18 protein-coding genes and 1 pseudogene are annotated in these 16114 nt (G+C 69.4%); 10 read left to right on the top strand and 9 right to left on the bottom strand.

Annotated features, from left to right (window positions below):
* Positions 1–33 precede the first annotated feature (33 nt).
* Both ACFVT5_RS09030 and ACFVT5_RS09025 read left to right on the top strand, forming a co-directional pair.
* Positions 34–318 carry a hypothetical protein gene (locus tag ACFVT5_RS09030; protein ID WP_389883177.1) on the top strand — a complete coding sequence of 95 codons (285 nt, stop codon included), beginning with the start codon at positions 34–36 and terminating at the stop codon, positions 316–318.
* Positions 319–633: 315 nt separating this feature from the next.
* Entirely contained in the window at positions 634–2160 is a 1527-nt protein-coding gene (locus tag ACFVT5_RS09025) for an FAD-binding oxidoreductase (protein ID WP_389883174.1), read from the top strand.
* A gap of 267 nt (positions 2161–2427) precedes the next feature.
* Here the strand turns inward: ACFVT5_RS09025 and ACFVT5_RS09020 are convergent.
* Positions 2428–2561 (bottom strand): annotated as a pseudogene (locus ACFVT5_RS09020) (IS1380 family transposase); the annotation flags it as partial.
* A gap of 309 nt (positions 2562–2870) precedes the next feature.
* On the opposite strand from ACFVT5_RS09020, the gene ACFVT5_RS09015 reads away from it, so the two are divergent.
* The 3 genes from ACFVT5_RS09015 to ACFVT5_RS09005 all read left to right on the top strand — a co-directional run bounded on the left by ACFVT5_RS09015 (position 2871) and on the right by ACFVT5_RS09005 (position 4594).
* Complete coding sequence (locus tag ACFVT5_RS09015) at positions 2871–3008, top strand: hypothetical protein (RefSeq protein WP_389883171.1); 138 nt, start codon at positions 2871–2873, stop codon at positions 3006–3008.
* A 320-nt stretch (positions 3009–3328) separates the two neighbouring features.
* Entirely contained in the window at positions 3329–3781 is a 453-nt protein-coding gene (locus ACFVT5_RS09010) for a VOC family protein (RefSeq protein WP_389883168.1), read from the top strand.
* 579 nt (positions 3782–4360) lie between these two features.
* Positions 4361–4594 carry a hypothetical protein gene (locus ACFVT5_RS09005; protein WP_389883165.1) on the top strand — a complete coding sequence of 78 codons (234 nt, stop codon included), beginning with the start codon at positions 4361–4363 and terminating at the stop codon, positions 4592–4594.
* A 19-nt stretch (positions 4595–4613) separates the two neighbouring features.
* Here ACFVT5_RS09005 and ACFVT5_RS09000 read toward each other — a convergent pair whose 3' ends face one another.
* On the bottom strand, positions 4614–5036 hold the full coding sequence (locus tag ACFVT5_RS09000) for a VOC family protein (RefSeq protein ID WP_389883162.1): 423 nt from the start codon (positions 5034–5036) through the stop codon (positions 4614–4616).
* A 218-nt stretch (positions 5037–5254) separates the two neighbouring features.
* On the opposite strand from ACFVT5_RS09000, the gene ACFVT5_RS08995 reads away from it, so the two are divergent.
* Complete coding sequence (locus ACFVT5_RS08995; protein WP_389883159.1) at positions 5255–7099, top strand: transketolase; 1845 nt, start codon at positions 5255–5257, stop codon at positions 7097–7099.
* A 49-nt stretch (positions 7100–7148) separates the two neighbouring features.
* Here ACFVT5_RS08995 and ACFVT5_RS08990 read toward each other — a convergent pair whose 3' ends face one another.
* On the bottom strand, positions 7149–7676 hold the full coding sequence (locus tag ACFVT5_RS08990; protein WP_389883156.1) for an HAD domain-containing protein: 528 nt from the start codon (positions 7674–7676) through the stop codon (positions 7149–7151).
* Between the two features lie 57 nt (positions 7677–7733).
* On the opposite strand from ACFVT5_RS08990, the gene ACFVT5_RS08985 reads away from it, so the two are divergent.
* Both ACFVT5_RS08985 and ACFVT5_RS08980 read left to right on the top strand, forming a co-directional pair.
* Complete coding sequence (locus ACFVT5_RS08985; protein ID WP_389883153.1) at positions 7734–8216, top strand: SRPBCC domain-containing protein; 483 nt, start codon at positions 7734–7736, stop codon at positions 8214–8216.
* A gap of 167 nt (positions 8217–8383) precedes the next feature.
* Positions 8384–8626, top strand: a complete 243-nt coding sequence (locus ACFVT5_RS08980) for a twin-arginine translocase TatA/TatE family subunit (RefSeq protein WP_389883150.1) — start codon at positions 8384–8386, stop codon at positions 8624–8626.
* A gap of 83 nt (positions 8627–8709) precedes the next feature.
* On the opposite strand, the gene ACFVT5_RS08975 is transcribed toward ACFVT5_RS08980, so the two are convergent.
* The 4 genes from ACFVT5_RS08975 to ACFVT5_RS08960 all read right to left on the bottom strand — a co-directional run bounded on the left by ACFVT5_RS08975 (position 8710) and on the right by ACFVT5_RS08960 (position 12673).
* Entirely contained in the window at positions 8710–9729 is a 1020-nt protein-coding gene (locus ACFVT5_RS08975; RefSeq protein WP_389883147.1) for a hemolysin family protein, read from the bottom strand.
* The gene (locus ACFVT5_RS08970) at positions 9726–11120 is read right to left on the bottom strand and encodes a hemolysin family protein (RefSeq protein ID WP_389883144.1); all 1395 of its coding nucleotides are present in this window, start codon (positions 11118–11120) and stop codon (positions 9726–9728) included. Before ACFVT5_RS08970 ends, ACFVT5_RS08975 begins: the two co-directional genes overlap by 4 nt.
* Positions 11121–11366: 246 nt before the next feature.
* Positions 11367–11951, bottom strand: a complete 585-nt coding sequence (locus tag ACFVT5_RS08965; RefSeq protein WP_389883141.1) for a TerD family protein — start codon at positions 11949–11951, stop codon at positions 11367–11369.
* 146 nt (positions 11952–12097) lie between these two features.
* Positions 12098–12673, bottom strand: coding sequence for a TerD family protein (locus tag ACFVT5_RS08960; RefSeq protein ID WP_389883138.1), 576 nt, complete (start codon positions 12671–12673; stop codon positions 12098–12100).
* Between the two features lie 253 nt (positions 12674–12926).
* Here ACFVT5_RS08960 and ACFVT5_RS08955 point away from each other — a divergent pair, with 253 nt between their 5' ends.
* Positions 12927–13331 carry a BlaI/MecI/CopY family transcriptional regulator gene (locus ACFVT5_RS08955; RefSeq protein WP_389883620.1) on the top strand — a complete coding sequence of 135 codons (405 nt, stop codon included), beginning with the start codon at positions 12927–12929 and terminating at the stop codon, positions 13329–13331.
* A 3-nt stretch (positions 13332–13334) separates the two neighbouring features.
* Complete coding sequence (locus ACFVT5_RS08950) at positions 13335–14270, top strand: M56 family metallopeptidase (protein WP_389883135.1); 936 nt, start codon at positions 13335–13337, stop codon at positions 14268–14270.
* 8 nt (positions 14271–14278) lie between these two features.
* On the opposite strand, the gene ACFVT5_RS08945 is transcribed toward ACFVT5_RS08950, so the two are convergent.
* Positions 14279–14623, bottom strand: coding sequence for a hypothetical protein (locus ACFVT5_RS08945; RefSeq protein ID WP_389883132.1), 345 nt, complete (start codon positions 14621–14623; stop codon positions 14279–14281).
* A 138-nt stretch (positions 14624–14761) separates the two neighbouring features.
* Complete coding sequence (locus tag ACFVT5_RS08940; protein WP_389883129.1) at positions 14762–16033, bottom strand: MFS transporter; 1272 nt, start codon at positions 16031–16033, stop codon at positions 14762–14764.
* Positions 16034–16114 lie beyond the last annotated feature (81 nt).

Genomic DNA, 16114 nt, shown 5'->3' with positions numbered 1-16114 from the left:
CCGGTCCCACGGTCCGGCTCTACGCTCTCGCCCATGCGCAATATGTTCCTGCCGAAGAGCCGGCGTACCGCGTTACTGGTGGCACACCTCGAAGAGGAGCTGGACCGCGACCGCGTCGAGGAAGTCGCCACCCAGGACGGGCTGTTCGACCAGTACGGGACGGACGCGCCGGAGTACCGGCAGATGAGTTCCTCGCTGCGGCGAACGGTACTGCTGGCGCGGGACAAGAGTCGATGGGCCCAGGCGGGCGGCCTGACATCAGCGGCCGACACCAACCGGCGTACACGTGCGCACAGCGGCACACCGTTCGCACGATGAGTCCCGCGAGTGACCAGCTGGGTTCTCCAGGCGGAGAGTGGTGATTACGGGGGCACGCCCACAAATTCTTATCAGAAAGGCGGTTCGTCGGGCCATTGGGAGATGCTGACCTGACTAGCCCAAACCGCTTATGACGGGATCCCGCTGAGTTACTCCTTCAGGCTGTCGTCATCGTCCTCAATTGGCGTGTCGGGAAACACCGCATGGTCGCCCCGTTACCGTGCGGGGGTCGACCACAAAGGACTGCCCGGCGGCTGTCGGGTAAGGGCTCCGTCAGCCGCGTAGCGGCGTAGCCCGATCGAGAGGATCTGAACCTTGAGCGATTATTCCCGCCGCTACCTGCTCAGGGCGTCAGCGGCCGCCGGCGCCGGGGCGATCGTCATCCCGGGCCTTACGGCCGCAGGCGCGCCGGACATTGCGGCCGCGAGCACCTCGGGCCTTCTGGCCGCGAGCGACCCGACCAAAGGGTCGTCAGGATGTCCGCCGGCGAAGCTGACCGGTCGCGTCGTCCGCCCCGGTGACGCCTCGTACACAGATGATCGCATCGACTACGACCAGCTGTTCTCTCACTACCCGCTGGTCATCGTCTTCGCCCAGGAGACCCAGGACGTGGTGAACGCCCTCACCTGGGCGCGGCAGCACAACGTCGCACTGCGGGTACGCAGCGGCCGCCACGCCCTGGAGGGCTGGTCGAACATCGACAACGGCATCGTGATCGATGTCAGCCAGCTCAAGTCGGTCCACATCGACGCCGACGCTCGTATCGCGACGGTCGGCGCCGGCCTGACCCAGTTGGAAGCGGTGACGACGCTCGCCAAGCAGGACCTCGCGGTCACGACCGGTAGCGAGGGCAGCGTCGGCTTGGTCGGTGCGACGGTCGGCGGCGGCCTTGGCCCCCTCAACCGCTGGCTCGGCATGGCCTGTGACAGCCTGATCGGGACCGAGGTCGTCGTCCCGTCGGGTCGCGACTGCGCCGAGGTGATCCGTGCCGACCGGAAGGACCACTCAGACCTGCTCTGGGCGCTCCGTGGGGCGGGAAACGGCAACTTCGGAATCGTCACGCAACTCACCTACAAGGTGCACCCGCTCAAGCGCATCGCCTATGTGCAGGCGACCTGGGACGGCCTTACGGACCTGCATGGGATCTTCGATGCATGGCAGCGTACGGTACCGTTCGCCGACAACCGCCTCGGATCCGAAGTCGAGATCCACAAGTCCCAGATCCTGCTGTTCGGGTGGCTCGCGGAGGGCACGGCGGCAGAGGCCAAAAAAATGCTGGCCCCGATCCTGTCGATCGGCACGCCCGATGTGAAGGTGCAGGTCGGTAACTGGGGCCCCATCTTTGCCGGAGCCCAGGTCCCGCGCTCGCAGGAGCCCGCCAACGTGAAGTTCTTCTCACAGTTCGCCAAGAAGCTGTTCCCGAAGAAGGCGATCGACGTCATCGGCTACTACATGCGAAACGCTCCCACGGAGGAGAGCAACTACTTCGTCGATGCCTTCGGCGGGGCAATCAAGAAGGAGCCCCGCGGCGGCACCGCGTTCGTGCACCGCGACGCGATCTTCTACGGCGAGATCGGCGCAGCCTGGGGGACTCCTTCAACGACACCAGGCGTCTGCGACCCGCTCACCTCGGCGTGCCAGGCATGGACCGCCGAATTCAGCCAGGCGATGCGCGGCTTCGTGGACGGCGCCTACGTCAACGTGCCGAACGTCGGCATGCAGGAGTGGGAGACCGCCTACTGGGGGAGACGCCACTTCGAGCGGCTGCGCGAGATCAAGGCGAAGTACGACCCCTCCAACGTCTTCCAGTACGAGCAGAGCATCCCGCCCGCGTCACGCTGATCGACAGTTCGCCGTCGGGCCCCGCCCCGGTCAGGCTCGGCCTTTCACGCAGAAGGGACCGACGCAGTCGAAGGGGTGTCGTTAGCCTCGATCTTGCATGAGGGATCGTCAGCTTGCTGACGATCCCTTTGCTCGTTCAGAGTGAAGATTTCTGCTTGCGGGCAGGGCTGATGGTCCGGCTGTCGTGCCGGGTGGGCGCCGGGTTCCACGGCTCCGGTTGTGATGGTGCTGGTAGCAGGGATGGGATGCTGCTGGTCAGCCAGGGTTGGGCAGAGCTTCGAGCCGGTCGAGGGCGATCTGGATGATCTCCAGCCAGATCTGGCTCTGGGGCGTGTCGTGCAGGGCAGGTTGCGCAGGCCGGTGGAACGGGCGGCGCGGATGCGGTCCTCGGCGCGGACGCGCGGTGCTGACATCAGCAGCTGACATCAACAAGCACGCACAGCGGTGCATAGTCACGGACGGTTACCTGAAGCAAGGTGCGACGTTGGTGCATTGGATGGCTTCTGCGACTTGATCGACTGCGACCTGCACGCGCCTTGCGATGCGGTAGAGGGCGGCGTCGGCGGCCCGATCGCCGCCCCGGGACCCCGCAGCGCTGTTTCGCGGACCACTGGATCCGCCTCCGCGACGATCTCACGCCGGCACGTTGGAAGGCGGCCGTCAGCGACGCCACCGCACGGCTATGTCTGCCCGAGGTCGACGGGAGGGCGGTGCGCGGGCTGCAGTTCGCCGAGACGCTCCCGGCCCGGCTGGCCGAGGCGACCCTCGCCGCACGCAACGCCGACGAGGAAGGAGCCCGTGCGGTGCTCACCGAGGCGGTACGTCTGACCTCGCTCAACCATCTGTGATCCAGGCCCGCCGACTGGAAAGCCGATTCGACTGTCCAGAGCCGCCGGGGCTTCAGGGACTTGAGGGTGAGTGTCGGTTCCACCCATCACTCCGACCACCGCAAGGACCTGTGAACATCCGCAGTACCAGGGGATCCGCAGGCGAGAGCGTTCCCCGCCGGACCTGTACCGGGCGTGCCAGTCGGCGGGGCGGGGCCCGCGGCACGTCAAAGGGCCCTGCGGCCAGCGCTGCTGGCTCCCTCTCAGCCGTGTTCATGTGTGCCAACGGACCTTCATCCACCACTATGGAAGGAAACATCCGATTCACCCGGAGGTTCTGCATGCACCGTGATGGCTTTCCCGCCCCGGAATCCGGGCTCCTCCTCACTCACTTCCTGACGGTGGCCGACGTAGCCCGCTCTCGCGCCTTCTACACCGACGTTCTCGGCGGTGAGGTGGTACTCGAAGAGAACCCCTGCACCGTCAGACTCGCCAACGGATGGATCATCATGAACCCGGGCGGCGGCCCCACCCCGGACAAGCCGGACGTCACCCTGCGCCCGCCCACCGACCCGAGCACGGTCAGCACCTTTCTCAACCTCCGCGTCGCCGACATCGAGGCATGCCACCGGGAGTGGAGTGCGAAGGGCGCCGAATTCCTCACGCCACCCATCGATCGCAAGGCCGAGGTACGGTGCTACCTGCGTGACCCGGACGGCTATCTCATCGAAGTCGGACAGGCCACCGGCATGCTGCACGGTACCTATGCCGACCCGCCCGCCGGTACGAGTTAGATCCCTGGCCGGGCCGTCCACCTGCTTCTCGTCGGCCGGCAGCAACCTCCAAGATCTGATCTTGGAGGTTGCTGCGGGACGTAGACCGAGTGTGCTCGCTCGGCCGGTCACGATGGAAACCGAAACCCATCAACTGCCCCAGAACGCGCCTGGGAGGGGGTCGGCGACCGACGTCAGCCACTCCGGGTATTCGAGCAGTTCAGAGCCGTTTCCACCCATGACGACAAGCGCGGAGCCTGGGACATGCCGCTGTTGCTCGCGGGCACAGGGGACCCAGCAGAGCCCACTCGTCGTCCGGCAGATCCTCCTTGCTGATCACTTCTGGAACGACGGCTCACTTGATCGACGGGTTGCAGTAGGGGTCGCGCTTGAGGCCGTTGTAGTAGGGGACGTCTTCTGTGGTTGCGCGGCGGACGTGAACGTCACCCTGGCCACGGGAGCGGCGACGCGGTGCCGACGCAGGTCGACCCTGTTGGGGCAGGCGGCGGAATGGGCACTGTTCTCGGGCGAGGTGTGCGAGTCGATTCACCTCTTCGCCCAGTCGGCCGCCGCGTCGGGGAGGCCCCGCGGCGCGAGGAGGTGTCCCGGCAGCGGACACTCCTGTTCCTGTCCCAGCTCTTCGACGCGTTCGACGACGCACGGGGAGCGGCCTGGGCACGACAGGCTCAGGACTTCACCCACCTCACCGACACCTTCAACGACAGCATCCGGCGCGCGGCCGAAGGAGTGCCGGCGTCGGAACGGGCCCGCATTCAGAGCGAGTTGCCGTGGGTCAGGGATGGTGTCATGGAGAGGCTCGCCGACGGCGAGTGAGAGCCGACGACACGGCAGGTCACGGCGTCACCGGTAGGTGCCTGCGCCGCTTCGGGACCGTCGCGAGGGAGAAGGAGTGTCCGGCCGGGTCCGAGTAGATCCGGACATCGCGCGGACCGCCGTTGTCCCTGGCCTCCACCGGCCGCGCGCCCAGACCGATCGCCTCGCGCTCGGCCTCGTCGACGTCGTGCTGGCCCACCAGGATCCGCAGATGGGACTGCTGGGAGTCCTCGGGCCGGGGCCAACTGGGCGGCGCGTGACCGCGGTCCGCGCGGATCGCCAGATGGACACCCCGGTGTCCGATGACCTCCACGAAGTCGAGGTCGCTGCCGACTTGGACCTCGGCGCCGAGCAAGGCCGCGTAGAACTCGGCCAGTTCGACCGGCTCGGCGCTGTCCAGCACCAGCACACTCGTCTTCTCCACCACACCTGTCTTTTCCACCGTCATGATGGTCGGCTACCCGCTGTTTCCCCATCCATACGGTCCGTACGACATGTCCGGATCTGGACATGTTTGGTCACCCGGTGGTGTGGGCACTCGGTAGGCCGTAGCGGCATACAGGGCGCGTACCCGTGCCGACGCCCGGAGTCGCGTAGCGAAGATCCCGCAGCGGACATCCGGCATCCGGAGGCCCGGCGAATCCGCCGAGGAGGAGTGAGATGCGAAACCAAGATCTGCAAGAGCTGGGACAGCAGCTGCGGGTGGACTCGGTCCTTGCCGCCGACGCGGCCGGCTCCGGGCATCCGACGTCCTCGATGTCGGCCGCCGATCTGGCCGCCGTCCTGCTGGCCCACCATCTCCGCTACGACTTCGATCACCCCGACCATCCGGGCAACGACCGACTGATCTTGTCCAAGGGACACGCGTCGCCGCTGCTCTACGCCCTCTACCGGGCCGCCGGCGCCGTGGACGACAAGGAACTGCTCTCGTTCCGCAGTCTCGGCAGCCGTCTCGAAGGGCATCCGACCCCCCGGCTGCCCTGGGTGGACGTGGCCACCGGTTCCCTCGGCCAGGGCCTCCCGATCGGTGTGGGCATGGCACTGGCCGGCCAGCGGCTCGACCGGGTCCCGTACCGGGTATGGGTGCTCTGCGGCGACAGTGAGATGGCGGAGGGTTCGATCTGGGAGGCCGCCGAGCACGCCGGATACGAGCATCTGGACCAGCTCACCCTCGTCGTCGACGTGAACCGGCTGGGCCAGCACGGTCCCACCCGGCACGAGTGGGACCTCGACGCCTACGCGCGCCGGCTGAGCGCCTTCGGCTGGCACACCGTCGCGATCGACGGTCACGACGTGGCCGCGATCGACGCGGCGCTCCAGGAGGCCGCCGCCACGGTCGGGCGGCCCACGGCGGTCATCGCCCGTACGCACAAGGGCCGCGGCGTGAAGGACGTGGAGGACCGCGAGGGCATGCACGGCAAGCCGCTGCCGGACGCCGAGCACGCGGTCGAGGAGCTGGGTGGCCCCCGGTCCCTCAGGGTCGACGTGGCCGGGCCGCTCGACGCCCGCGTGCCGCGGGCGGCAGCGGTGGACGGGCCCGAGCCGCCCGAGTATCGCGTCGGGGACCGAGTCGCGACCCGGGACGCCTTCGGCGCCGCGCTGGCGGCCCTGGGCTCCCGGCGCTCCGACGTCGTCGCGCTGGACGGCGAGGTCGGTGACTCCACGCGGACGGCGGCCTTCGCCGAGGCGTTTCCCGACCGGTTCTTCGAGTGCTACATCGCCGAGCAGCAGCTCGTCGCGGCGGCCGTGGGCATGCGGGCGCGTGGTTACGTCCCGTTCGCGTCCACGTTCGCCGCGTTTTTGACCCGCGCGCACGACTTCATCCGCATGGCCGCCGCGAGCGAAGCGTCGATCCAGCTCGTCGGGTCGCACGCGGGCGTGTCCATCGGGCAGGACGGGCCCTCCCAGATGGGCCTCGAAGATCTCGCGATGATGCGCGCCCTGTACGGCTCCACGGTCCTGTACCCGTGTGACGCCCACCAGACCGCCCGCCTGGTCACGACCATGGCGGACCTGCCGGGCATCGGCTATCTGCGGACCACCCGGGGCGCGACGGAGGTGCTGTACGGGCCCGACGAGAAGTTTCCCGTCGGCGGCTCCAAGGTGCTGCGGTCGGGCGAACGGGACCGGGTCACCGTCGTGGCGGCCGGAGTGACGGTGCATGAGGCACTGCGGGCCGCGGACCGTCTGGCGGCCGAGGCCATCGACATCCGGGTGATCGACCTCTACTCCGTCAAGCCCGTCGACACGGCGACCCTCCAGGAGGCGGCCGACGCGACCGGCTGTCTGATGACGGTCGAGGACCACCGGCCCGAAGGCGGCATCGGTGACGCCGTCGCGTCCGCCTTCGCCGACGGCCGGCCGGTCCCCCGGCTGATCCGCCTCGCCGTACGGAACATGCCCGCGTCGGCCACGCCGGACGAACAGCTCCACCTCGCCGGAATCGACGCGGAGGCGATCGCGGCGGCGGTACGACTCCTGGTGGAACAGGCAGTGGTGCGCTGACGGTCGTGGGTCCATCGGAGGTACGTGCTCGGAGCCGCCGAGGCAAGCGTCACGGGGTGTCGGAGACTTCGCGCAGCCAGGCGTCGAGTACGGGGAAGTCCGTCTCGGTGAGACCGGTCCCGGGGTCGACCCGGTGGAGGAGTGCCGGCCCTCGATGGTGGTCCGACACCCAGTCCCGGTCACGTTCGGTGATCTCGTCATCGACCCAGACGAACGGGCGCCCGGCCGCCGCTTCGACGAGGGCGCGGGTCTTCCAGTGCAGTACGCCCACGGGCCCGTAGTCCGGCAGGTCCGGCTCGTCCGGCAGGTCCGTCACGGGTAGTTCGGGCAGGCCGAGCAGGGGCGCTATCACCTCGTTGGCGTCCTCCATCCACGCGGTGGCCCACATGAGGGCACAAGGCAGTGCCAGAAGTCGCGGACCGTGTGTGCGGTCGAGCTTGGCCAGTTGCGGATTCGATGTGTCCTGCCAGGCGTCCCCGTCGTCGCCGCTCGCCGGGAGCCGCGCGGCTCCGTAGGGCAGTAGCGTTCCGTCGACATCCAGGAACAGCAGGGGACGACGCTCCTCATGACCGGCCATGGCGGCACGGTATCGGGTCCCGCCCGAGGCGTAGAGCGCCGCAGTATGTTGACCGGCATGTATTCGACACAGGTTTCCCAGCATGTGAACGCGCCGCGTCCTGTCGTCTACCGCGCCCTCCTCGACGCGGACGCCGTCGCGCAGTGGCGGGTGCCCACCGATATGAGCAGTCATGTGCACGAGTTCGACGCACGCGAAGGTGGCAGGTTCCGGGTCTCGCTCACGTACGACGCACCGACCGGTACCGGCAAGTCGGGCGCGCACACCGACACGTACCACGGCCACTTCGTGAAACTCGTACCGGACGAGCAGGTGGTCGAGGTGTTCGAGTTCGAGACGGACGATACGGCGCTGCGGGGCACCATGACGATGACGACCACGCTCACCGATGTGGACGGTGGCACCGATGTCGTCATCGTGCACGAAGGACTCCCCGACAGTGTGCCCGCGTCCGACAACGAGTTGGGCACCCGCATGGCGCTGGAAAGCCTCGCCCGGCTGGTCGAGCGGGACCGGTCTGCCGGTGACCAGGAGCGGTGAACACCGGGCCGGTAGCGCCGGGCACGGACCCGGCGCCGTCGGTGTCCGGCCAACCGGACTCGAATGCGGGCTTGTTGTGAGGGCGCTCCCCAGGGAAACTTCTACAGACGTGTAGATTCTTATGGTGGCGGCTTCGGCCGTCGACCGCCCGGGAGAGAGCAGACCAGATGTTCGGCCTGAGTGAACTGGCCCTGATCCTCATCGTCGTCGCCGTGATCCTGGCGGTGAAGAAGCTGCCTGAGCTGACCCGTTCGGCGGGTAAGGCGGCGCGGATTCTCAAGAGCGAGACCAAGGCGCTGAAGGAAGAGGGCAAGACCCCGGGCGACGGCCCCGCCTCCGGGACGCGGTCCGCGTCCGCTCCCCTGTCCGGCACGGTGGTCAACCGTGAAGGGCCCACGGACCGGCCCTGACCGGCTCGGCCTCGATCAGTGAACAACCGGTCCCCGTACGGGTGTTGAGCCCGAAAGGGCACCCACCCGTACGGGGACCGTCGTCATGCCACCCGTGGCTGGAGGTAGCGGGCCAGCAGGTCGTCCAGGCTGACCATGCCGGTGAGCTGTCCCGACTCGTCGCGGACGGCGGCCAGTGAGGCGCGTCGCCCCCGCAACTGCTCCACCGCGTCCGGAACCGTGGTGTCCGCCGTGAGCTCCGGCATCGGCCGGGCCAGGTCACGGGCCCGTACGGTACGGTCCCGCGCCCGCGCCACCAACGCGTCACGGGCGTGGACCGAACCGAGCACCACAGCGCCGTCACGGACCAGCAGACGGGTCCGGTCGCTGGCCGACGCCGTGCGCAGGATGTCCTCGATCCCCGCGTCACCGCTGACCGATGTGATCTCGGCGGCGGGGATCTGAAGGTCCCCCACCGGTGTCTCGGACTCGACCAGGGACCGCGTGATCAGTTCGGAGTCCCCCTTCGTGATAAGCCCCAGTCGCTCCGACTCCTCTACCAGATGGGTGAGTTGCTCGCGGTTGTGGACTTCGGTGAGTTCGTCGCGGGGGGTGACCCGGCAGAGTCGTACCAGTGCGTTGCTCACGCGGTTCAGTACCTGGATGAGCGGGCGTACGACGTTCACGACGGCCCGGAAGGGTGGGGAGAGCAGCATCGCGGAGCGTTCGGGGTGGGCGATGGCCCAGGATTTGGGTGCCATTTCGCCGACGACCATGTGCAGGAACACGACGACGATCATGGCGATGGCGAAGGAGACGCCGTAGCTCACACCGCTGGGCAGTCCCATCGCGTGCAGGAGGGGGTCGAGTTCGTGGGAGATGGCGGGTTTGGAGAGGGAGCCGAGTCCCAGGGTGCAGACGGTGATGCCGAGTTGGGCGCCGGCGAGCATGAGGGAGAGTTCGCGCATGCCGGCGAGGGCGGCTTTGGCGCCGCGCTGTCCGGAGGCGGCTGCCTGTTCCATGCGGTGGCGTTTGGCGGCGACGAGGGCGAACTCGGCCGCCACGAAGAAGCCGCTGCCGATCAGGAGCAGGACGGTCACGAACAAAGCCATCGGGAAACTCATACCTGCTCCTCCTTACCGCCGGCGGCGGCCTGGCCCGCTCCGGCCTGTCCCGTTGTGGCCGTGAGGGAGGGGTCGTCGTCCGGGGCGGGCAGGCGCTCCAGGCGTACCCGCTCCGCGACATGACGCTCCAGCGTGCGGACCTGGATCAAGGCCCTGTCGCCGTTGTCGAGTGGGAGGGTGAGGTGGTCGCCGACGGTGGGGAAGCGGCCGAGGCGGTCGACGATGAGTCCGGAGACGGTGTCGTAGTCGTCGTCGGGCGGCAGGGTGATGCCGGTGGCTTCGGCGATCTCGTCCAGCCGGCGTCCGGCATCGACCAGCCAGCCGTCCCCGTCCGGGCGGGCGGGTTCGGTGACGGTGTCACTCTCGTCGGCGATGTCTCCGACGAGTTCCTCGGCGATGTCCTCGTAGGTGACGATCCCGGCGATGCCGCCGTGTTCGTCCAGGACGACCGCGAACTCGTCGCCACTCTCCCGCATCCGGGTCACGGCCCGGGGCAGTTCCAGGGTGTCGGGCAGCAGCAGCGCGGGCCGGGTCAGCGTTGCGGCGGTGGTGACGGCGAGGCGGGAGGCGGGCAGCCGCATCAGCTCCCGCACCCCCAGGACACCGGTGATGTCGTCGGGGTGGTCGCCCAGGACGGGGTAGTTGGAGTGGCCGTGTTTTCCGATCAGCTCGACCGCCTCCGTCGCGCTCGCCTGGCTGCGGACGAAGACGGCGTCGGCGCGGGGGACCATGACCTCGTCCAGGGTGCGTTCGGAGAAGTCGAGGGCGTGGTCGAGGAGTTCGGCGGTGTCGTGGGAGAGCTGGCCCTGCTGGTGGGACTCGCCGATGAGGTGGCCGAGTTCTTCCAGGGTGGCGCCGTGGTGGAGTTCCTCGACGGGTTCGATGCCGATCCGGCGCAGCAGCCGGTTCGCCGCGCCGTCGAAGATCCGCACCAGCGGTCCGACCACCTTCAGGTAGGCGAGGGTGGAGGGGGCCAGGGTTTTGGCGAGGCGTTCGGGGACGGCCAGGGCGAGGTTTTTGGGGGCGAGTTCGCCGAGCACCATCTGGATGACGGTGGCCAGGACGAAGGCGAGGGTGACGGACAGGGCGGTGACCGCGCTGTCGGGGAGGCCGGTTCCTGAGAGGGCGGGGTGCAGGAGGGCGGAGACGGAGGGTTCGGCGAGGAAGCCGACGATCAGTCCGGTGACGGTGATGCCGAGCTGGGCGCCGGAGAGCATGAACGACAGGCGGCCCAGGACGGTCAGGGCGCGGGTGGCGTTGCGGTCGCCGGTTTCGGCTTCGCGGGCCAGGGCGAGGCGGTCTGCGGAGACGTAGGCGAATTCCTGGGCGACGAAGTAGCCGGTGCCGGCGGTCAGGACGAAGACGGCCAGCAGGCCCAGTACGGCATTCATCGGACACCATCCCGCCGGGTGCCGTGGTCAGGGGTGCGGAGGCGGGATGGTCCGGGACTGTGTCCCGGAGGGTCCGTCGAACTGGCGGACAAGGACGTACTCCTCAAGGTGGGGTCGTCGGTCGGCGGGGACACCGTTCGGTAGGACACCGTTCGGTACGGGCGCTGAATCCCCGGGCGACCGTGAGTGGTCGGATGGGTGGACGGTCGGGTGGTCGGATGGCCGGGTGTCAGAGGCGATCGGGTGTCAGAGGTGACGCGCGACGACGGGCAGCAAGTCCTGGAAGGTACGTCCCGTGGCGGGCTCGCCGATGGCGGCCATCTGCCAGCCGCTGCCGGAGCGGTGGACCTTGGCCATGATCTGGGCGGTGTGATGGCCGCCGCCGGTGAGCGTGTAGCGGGCGAGTTCCTGGCCGTTGGTCTCGTCGACCAGACGACAGAACGCGTTCTGCACCTCTTCGAAGGTCTGGCCGGTGAAGGAGTTCACGGTGAACACGACTCCGTCGACATGGGCGGGCAGCCGCTCCAGATCCACGACGATCGACTCGTCGTCCCCGCCCTGCCCCGCGCCGCCGACGAGGTTGTCCCCGGTGTGGCGTACGGAACCGTCGTTGCTCACGAGGTGCTGGAAGAAGACGACGTCCACGAACTCCTGGCCCGCGAAGAGCACGGCCGAGGCGTCGAGGTCGATCTCACGGTTGCCGGCCAGCTTCCCGAAGAAGCCCTTGCGCGGGGCGGCCTGCCAGCCGAGGCCCATACGGACGACGGTGAGCGCGCCACCGTCGGACTTGCTGAGACTGATCTGCTGGCCCTTGGACATGTTGACGGACATACGGAAGTGCCTCGCTCGGGGTGGGGGTGTGAACGGACGGGAAGAGGGCCCGCCGGGAAGGGCGCCCGCCGCCCGCGCCGGACGAAGTCGAACACGAGGAGCAGGCGGCGGACGGCGGGCTATGAACTACGGGAACCGGGGCGGTGTCAGACGCTGACGCCGAAGTCGGCCGCGATACCCGACAGACCGGACGCGTACCCCTGCCCGACGGCACGGAACTTCCACTCCGCGCCATTGCGGTACAGCTCACCGAAGACCATCGCGGTCTCCGTGGCGGCGTCCTCCGACAGGTCGTAGCGGGCGAGTTCGGCGCCGCCCGCCTGGTTGACGACGCGGATGTACGCGTTGCGGACCTGGCCGAAGCTCTGGCCGCGGTTCTCGGCGTCGTGGATCGACACCGGGAAGACAATCTTGGTGATGTCGGCGGGCACCGAGGCGAGGTTGACCTTGACGACCTCGTCGTCGCCCTCGCCCTCGCCGGTGAGGTTGTCGCCGGTGTGCTCGACCGAACCGTCCGGGCTGGTCAGGTTGTTGTAGAAGACGAAGTGCCGGTCCGACGTGACCTTCCCGGACTCACCGACCAGCAGCGCGCTGGCGTCCAGGTCGTAATCGGTGCCCGTAGTGGTGCGCACGTCCCAGCCCAGGCCGACCAGGACCGCCGTCAGACCCGGCGCCTCCTTGCTGAGCGAGACATTGCCGCCTTTGGACAGGGAAACTCCCACGCTGTTCTCCTCGTTGACCGCCATGGTGACCGCCGGACCCGGATGCGGCCCGGACGGTGTGCATACAACTGAAATCTACATCACTGTAGAAGTTAGGAAACTACAGACCTGTAGAAATAATGGGGGGCCGGGGTGCGATCTCCTCAGGAGGCGCGCGGCCGGTCGGTCAGTGAGTCGGGACGGGACGATGCCCAGTCGGGGAGACGGCGTGGTGAGGCAGGACGAGCGCGGCCGGGGCGCGGTCGGCGGGACCATGGACGGCACCCACGGGAGACCCCTGCACGAGATCGGCACCGGCGTCCGGCGGCGGGCCCAGGGCGAGTTGGAGACCCAGGTGCTGTCCGCCCTGCGCGCGGCTGCCGGTCCGGTGACCGCGGCCTCGGTGCGCGAACACCTCGGCGGCACCCTCGCGTACACCACGGTGATGACGACCCTGACCCGGTTGCAGGCCAAGAGCGCGGTCACCCGGGAGCGCGTGGGCCGCTCGTTCCTGTGGAAGGCCGCGTCCGACCAAGCGGGTCTCGCCGCGCACCGTATGCGACGCGTGCTCGACAGCGAGGCCGACCGGGAGGCGGTCCTGGTCAGCTTTGTGTCGGGACTGCCCGAGCGGGACGAGGAACTGCTGCGCGCGCTGCTCCAGGAAGGCCGGGAGATCTGAGCCGTGGGCGTCTTCGTCTTCCTGCCCCTCGTCCTGCCGCTGACGGCCTGGCCGGTCGCCCGGCTGGCCGGACACCATCTGCACCCCCGTGCCGCCACCAAGATCCTCACGGTGGCCGGCGCCGTACTGGGCGTGTGCAGCAGCCTCTCCCTGGGCCTGCTCGCGATCGTCGGTACGGCCCAACTCCCGGGCAATCCACTGCCGGACGGCTGGTCCGACCCGGAGGTGCGGGCCGCTGTGCCCCGGCACGAGGTGGTGGGCGAGGCGTCGGTCGCCGTCCTGGCCGCCGTGACCGTGCGCTGCGGTCTTCTGCTACTGCGCCATCGCCGGGTACGGCGGCAGGTCCGGCAGACCCTGGAGGGACTGCCCGCCACACGGATCGCCGTACTCCCGGACGCGCTGCCCTACGCCCATACGGTGCCGGGCGGCCGGGACCGGGGCCGGATCGTGGTCTCCACGGGCATGCTGAGCGGGCTCGACTCCCGGGAACGCAGGGCGTTGTTCGCCCATGAACGCGCCCATCTCGACGGCTGCCACCACCGTTACCTCCTGGTGGTGGGGCTCGCGGCGCGGGCCAATCCGTTCCTGCGACCGCTGCGGTCGGTCGTGGCGTACACCGTGGAGCGCTGGGCGGACGAGGAGGCCGCGCGGGTGGTCGGCGATCGGAGGGTGACGGCCCACGCGGTCGCGAAGGCCGCGCTGCTCTCGCCCGCGGCGCCCGTGTCCACGCTGCCGGCGTTCGCGGCGCCGGGTCCGGTGCCGCGCCGCGTCGCGGCGCTGCTGGGTCCCGCGCCCACCGTCCGGACCTGGCCGCCGACCTTCACCGCCGTGGGACTTGCGGCCTGGGCGGCGGTGGGCGGCGCGACCCTGTCCGCGATGTCGTCGGCGAACTCCGCCGTCACGATGATCCTGATCCTGCACGCCGCCACACCGCTCTGAGCCCCAGGTCAGCTGAAGACGACCGACCGGACCTTGAGGCGCTCGGAGGCGTGGCCGCCGTGCGGGCGGAGGCTGAAGTACGGGCCCTCACAGTGGGCGTCGGCGAAGACCACGGCGGTCGCGTCGGTGTCGTTGCGAGGCGTGTGCGCGGGAGTCGTCCAGGGGTGCTCGACCTCGCGCAGCGTGATGCAGACGCCGCTCGGCGGATCGATGAGACCGCCCAGATGCGGGGCGCCGCTCGGGTCGTTGTAGAGGTAGGTGAACCGGCCTTCGGCGGCGGAGGCGGAGGGCGCGGCGGCGAAGAGCAGGGCGAGGCCGCAGGCGGCGGTGGAGGCGAGGGCGCGCAGGCGCATGGAGCTGATCCCATCGGTGGTCGAAGCACGGGCGGGACCGGAGGACTAATCGCCGGACCCGTCGCACAGGTGATCACGTCGGCAGCCTCTGCGATCTGCGGAAACGATCACTCGACGCCCGAACGGAGTAACTGGAGTTCACCCCGATCGGGGCCTCCTGTGCATCCGCAGCCGTGACCTGCCCGCCGCTCCGGGCAGGACCAGGACGGTGACGGCCGACGCGGCGGCCCATGCGGCGGCGTAGGTGAAGCCGACGGTGGGGCTGAGTACGGTCCACAGCAGGCCGACGACGGACGAGGAGGCGAGGGCGCCGCCCGCCTGCACCAGGCCGAGCACCCCGAAGCCGCTGCCGCGCAGTTCGTCGGGGAGCATGCGCGCCACGAGCGTCGACTCGGCGGTCTCCACGAACCCGATGCCGCAGCCCGCGAGCACGAACGCGGCCAACAGCGGCAGCCATCCGTGCCAGGACACGGCGAACATGCCGTACGCCGCCACGTACAGCACTCCCCCGGTGGCGAACGTGACGCGTGGGCCCGCCCGGTCGATCCAGTGGCCGCCGACGTACGCCATCACGGCGGCGAAGGCGTTGTGCGCGGCGTAGATCAGGACGGCCAAGGAGGTCGCGGCGGCGAGGTCGCGGGTGCCGTGGTGGAGGAGTTGGGTGGCGCGCAGGATGAGCAGCGTCACGGCGACATTGCCGAGTTCGAACATCGCGATCGGCACCAGGACCCGGGGCATCCCGGCCCCGCGCAGCTCCTTGACGTTGAGGCGGATCCGGCGGCGGGCGCTCGGTGCGGCGAGGGTGCGGCGCGCCTCGCGGCCCGCGATGGTGATCGCGACGGCCGCCAACAGACCGGGCAGGGCGGCGAAGTAGAGGGTTTCGCGGATGCCCACGAGGGTCACGAGGAGGGCGGCGAGCAGCGGGCCGACGACGGCGCCGAGGTTGTCGCCCGTGCGTTCCAGGCCGAAGGCGCGTCCGTAGGCGCGGGGTGGGACGAGTGAGGCGAGCAGGGAGTCGCGGGCCGGGGAGCGGATGCCGCGCGACGCCCAGGCGAGCGCGCGCAACACACCGACCTGCCAGACGGTCATGGCCAGGCCGATGGCGCCGGTGGCCGCGGCGGTGCCGAGGTAGCCGCCGGTGGCGATACGGGCGCGGCGCCCCGGTTCGTTGGCGAGCGGGCCGCCCGCGAGTTTCGCGACGCCGGTCAGCGCGTCGCTCACCCCTTCGACCAGGCCGAGGGCGCCGGGTGACGCGTGCAGGGTCGAGGTCAGGAAGCTCGGCATCACGGCGGTGGCGATCTCGTGCCCGGAGTCGCTGAAGAAACTCGCCGCGCTGACGCTGCCCACCCCGGCGCTGAACCAGCCGCCCTGCTCCTTCGGGTCTTCACTCGGCTGTTTCTCGGTATCCACTGCGGCAGTCTCGTCCCGCGGGACGGTCCCGGTGCGGCGGCGCACCCGGAGCACACCGGTTCCGCGCCCCGGTTCCGCACA

The sequence above is a fragment of the Streptomyces sp. NPDC058001 genome (genome assembly GCF_042886315.1).
Classification (GTDB): Bacteria; Actinomycetota; Actinomycetes; order Streptomycetales; family Streptomycetaceae; genus Streptomyces.
This window is presented reverse-complemented; position numbering and strand designations above follow the sequence as displayed.

Excerpts from the sequence above, each read along its gene's own strand:
- ACFVT5_RS09030 (WP_389883177.1), top strand. The coding sequence starts at position 34 with ATGCGCAATATGTTCCTGCCGAAGAGCCGGCGTACCGCGTTACTGGTG.
- ACFVT5_RS09010 (WP_389883168.1), top strand. The coding sequence starts at position 3,329 with ATGCACCGTGATGGCTTTCCCGCCCCGGAATCCGGGCTCCTCCTCACT.
- ACFVT5_RS08995 (WP_389883159.1), top strand. The coding sequence starts at position 5,255 with ATGCGAAACCAAGATCTGCAAGAGCTGGGACAGCAGCTGCGGGTGGAC.
- ACFVT5_RS08990 (WP_389883156.1), bottom strand. The coding sequence starts at position 7,676 with ATGGCCGGTCATGAGGAGCGTCGTCCCCTGCTGTTCCTGGATGTCGAC.
- ACFVT5_RS08985 (WP_389883153.1), top strand. The coding sequence starts at position 7,734 with ATGTATTCGACACAGGTTTCCCAGCATGTGAACGCGCCGCGTCCTGTC.
- ACFVT5_RS08980 (WP_389883150.1), top strand. The coding sequence starts at position 8,384 with ATGTTCGGCCTGAGTGAACTGGCCCTGATCCTCATCGTCGTCGCCGTG.
- ACFVT5_RS08975 (WP_389883147.1), bottom strand. The coding sequence starts at position 9,729 with ATGAGTTTCCCGATGGCTTTGTTCGTGACCGTCCTGCTCCTGATCGGC.
- ACFVT5_RS08970 (WP_389883144.1), bottom strand. The coding sequence starts at position 11,120 with ATGAATGCCGTACTGGGCCTGCTGGCCGTCTTCGTCCTGACCGCCGGC.
- ACFVT5_RS08965 (WP_389883141.1), bottom strand. The coding sequence starts at position 11,951 with ATGTCCGTCAACATGTCCAAGGGCCAGCAGATCAGTCTCAGCAAGTCC.
- ACFVT5_RS08955 (WP_389883620.1), top strand. The coding sequence starts at position 12,927 with ATGGACGGCACCCACGGGAGACCCCTGCACGAGATCGGCACCGGCGTC.
- ACFVT5_RS08945 (WP_389883132.1), bottom strand. The coding sequence starts at position 14,623 with ATGCGCCTGCGCGCCCTCGCCTCCACCGCCGCCTGCGGCCTCGCCCTG.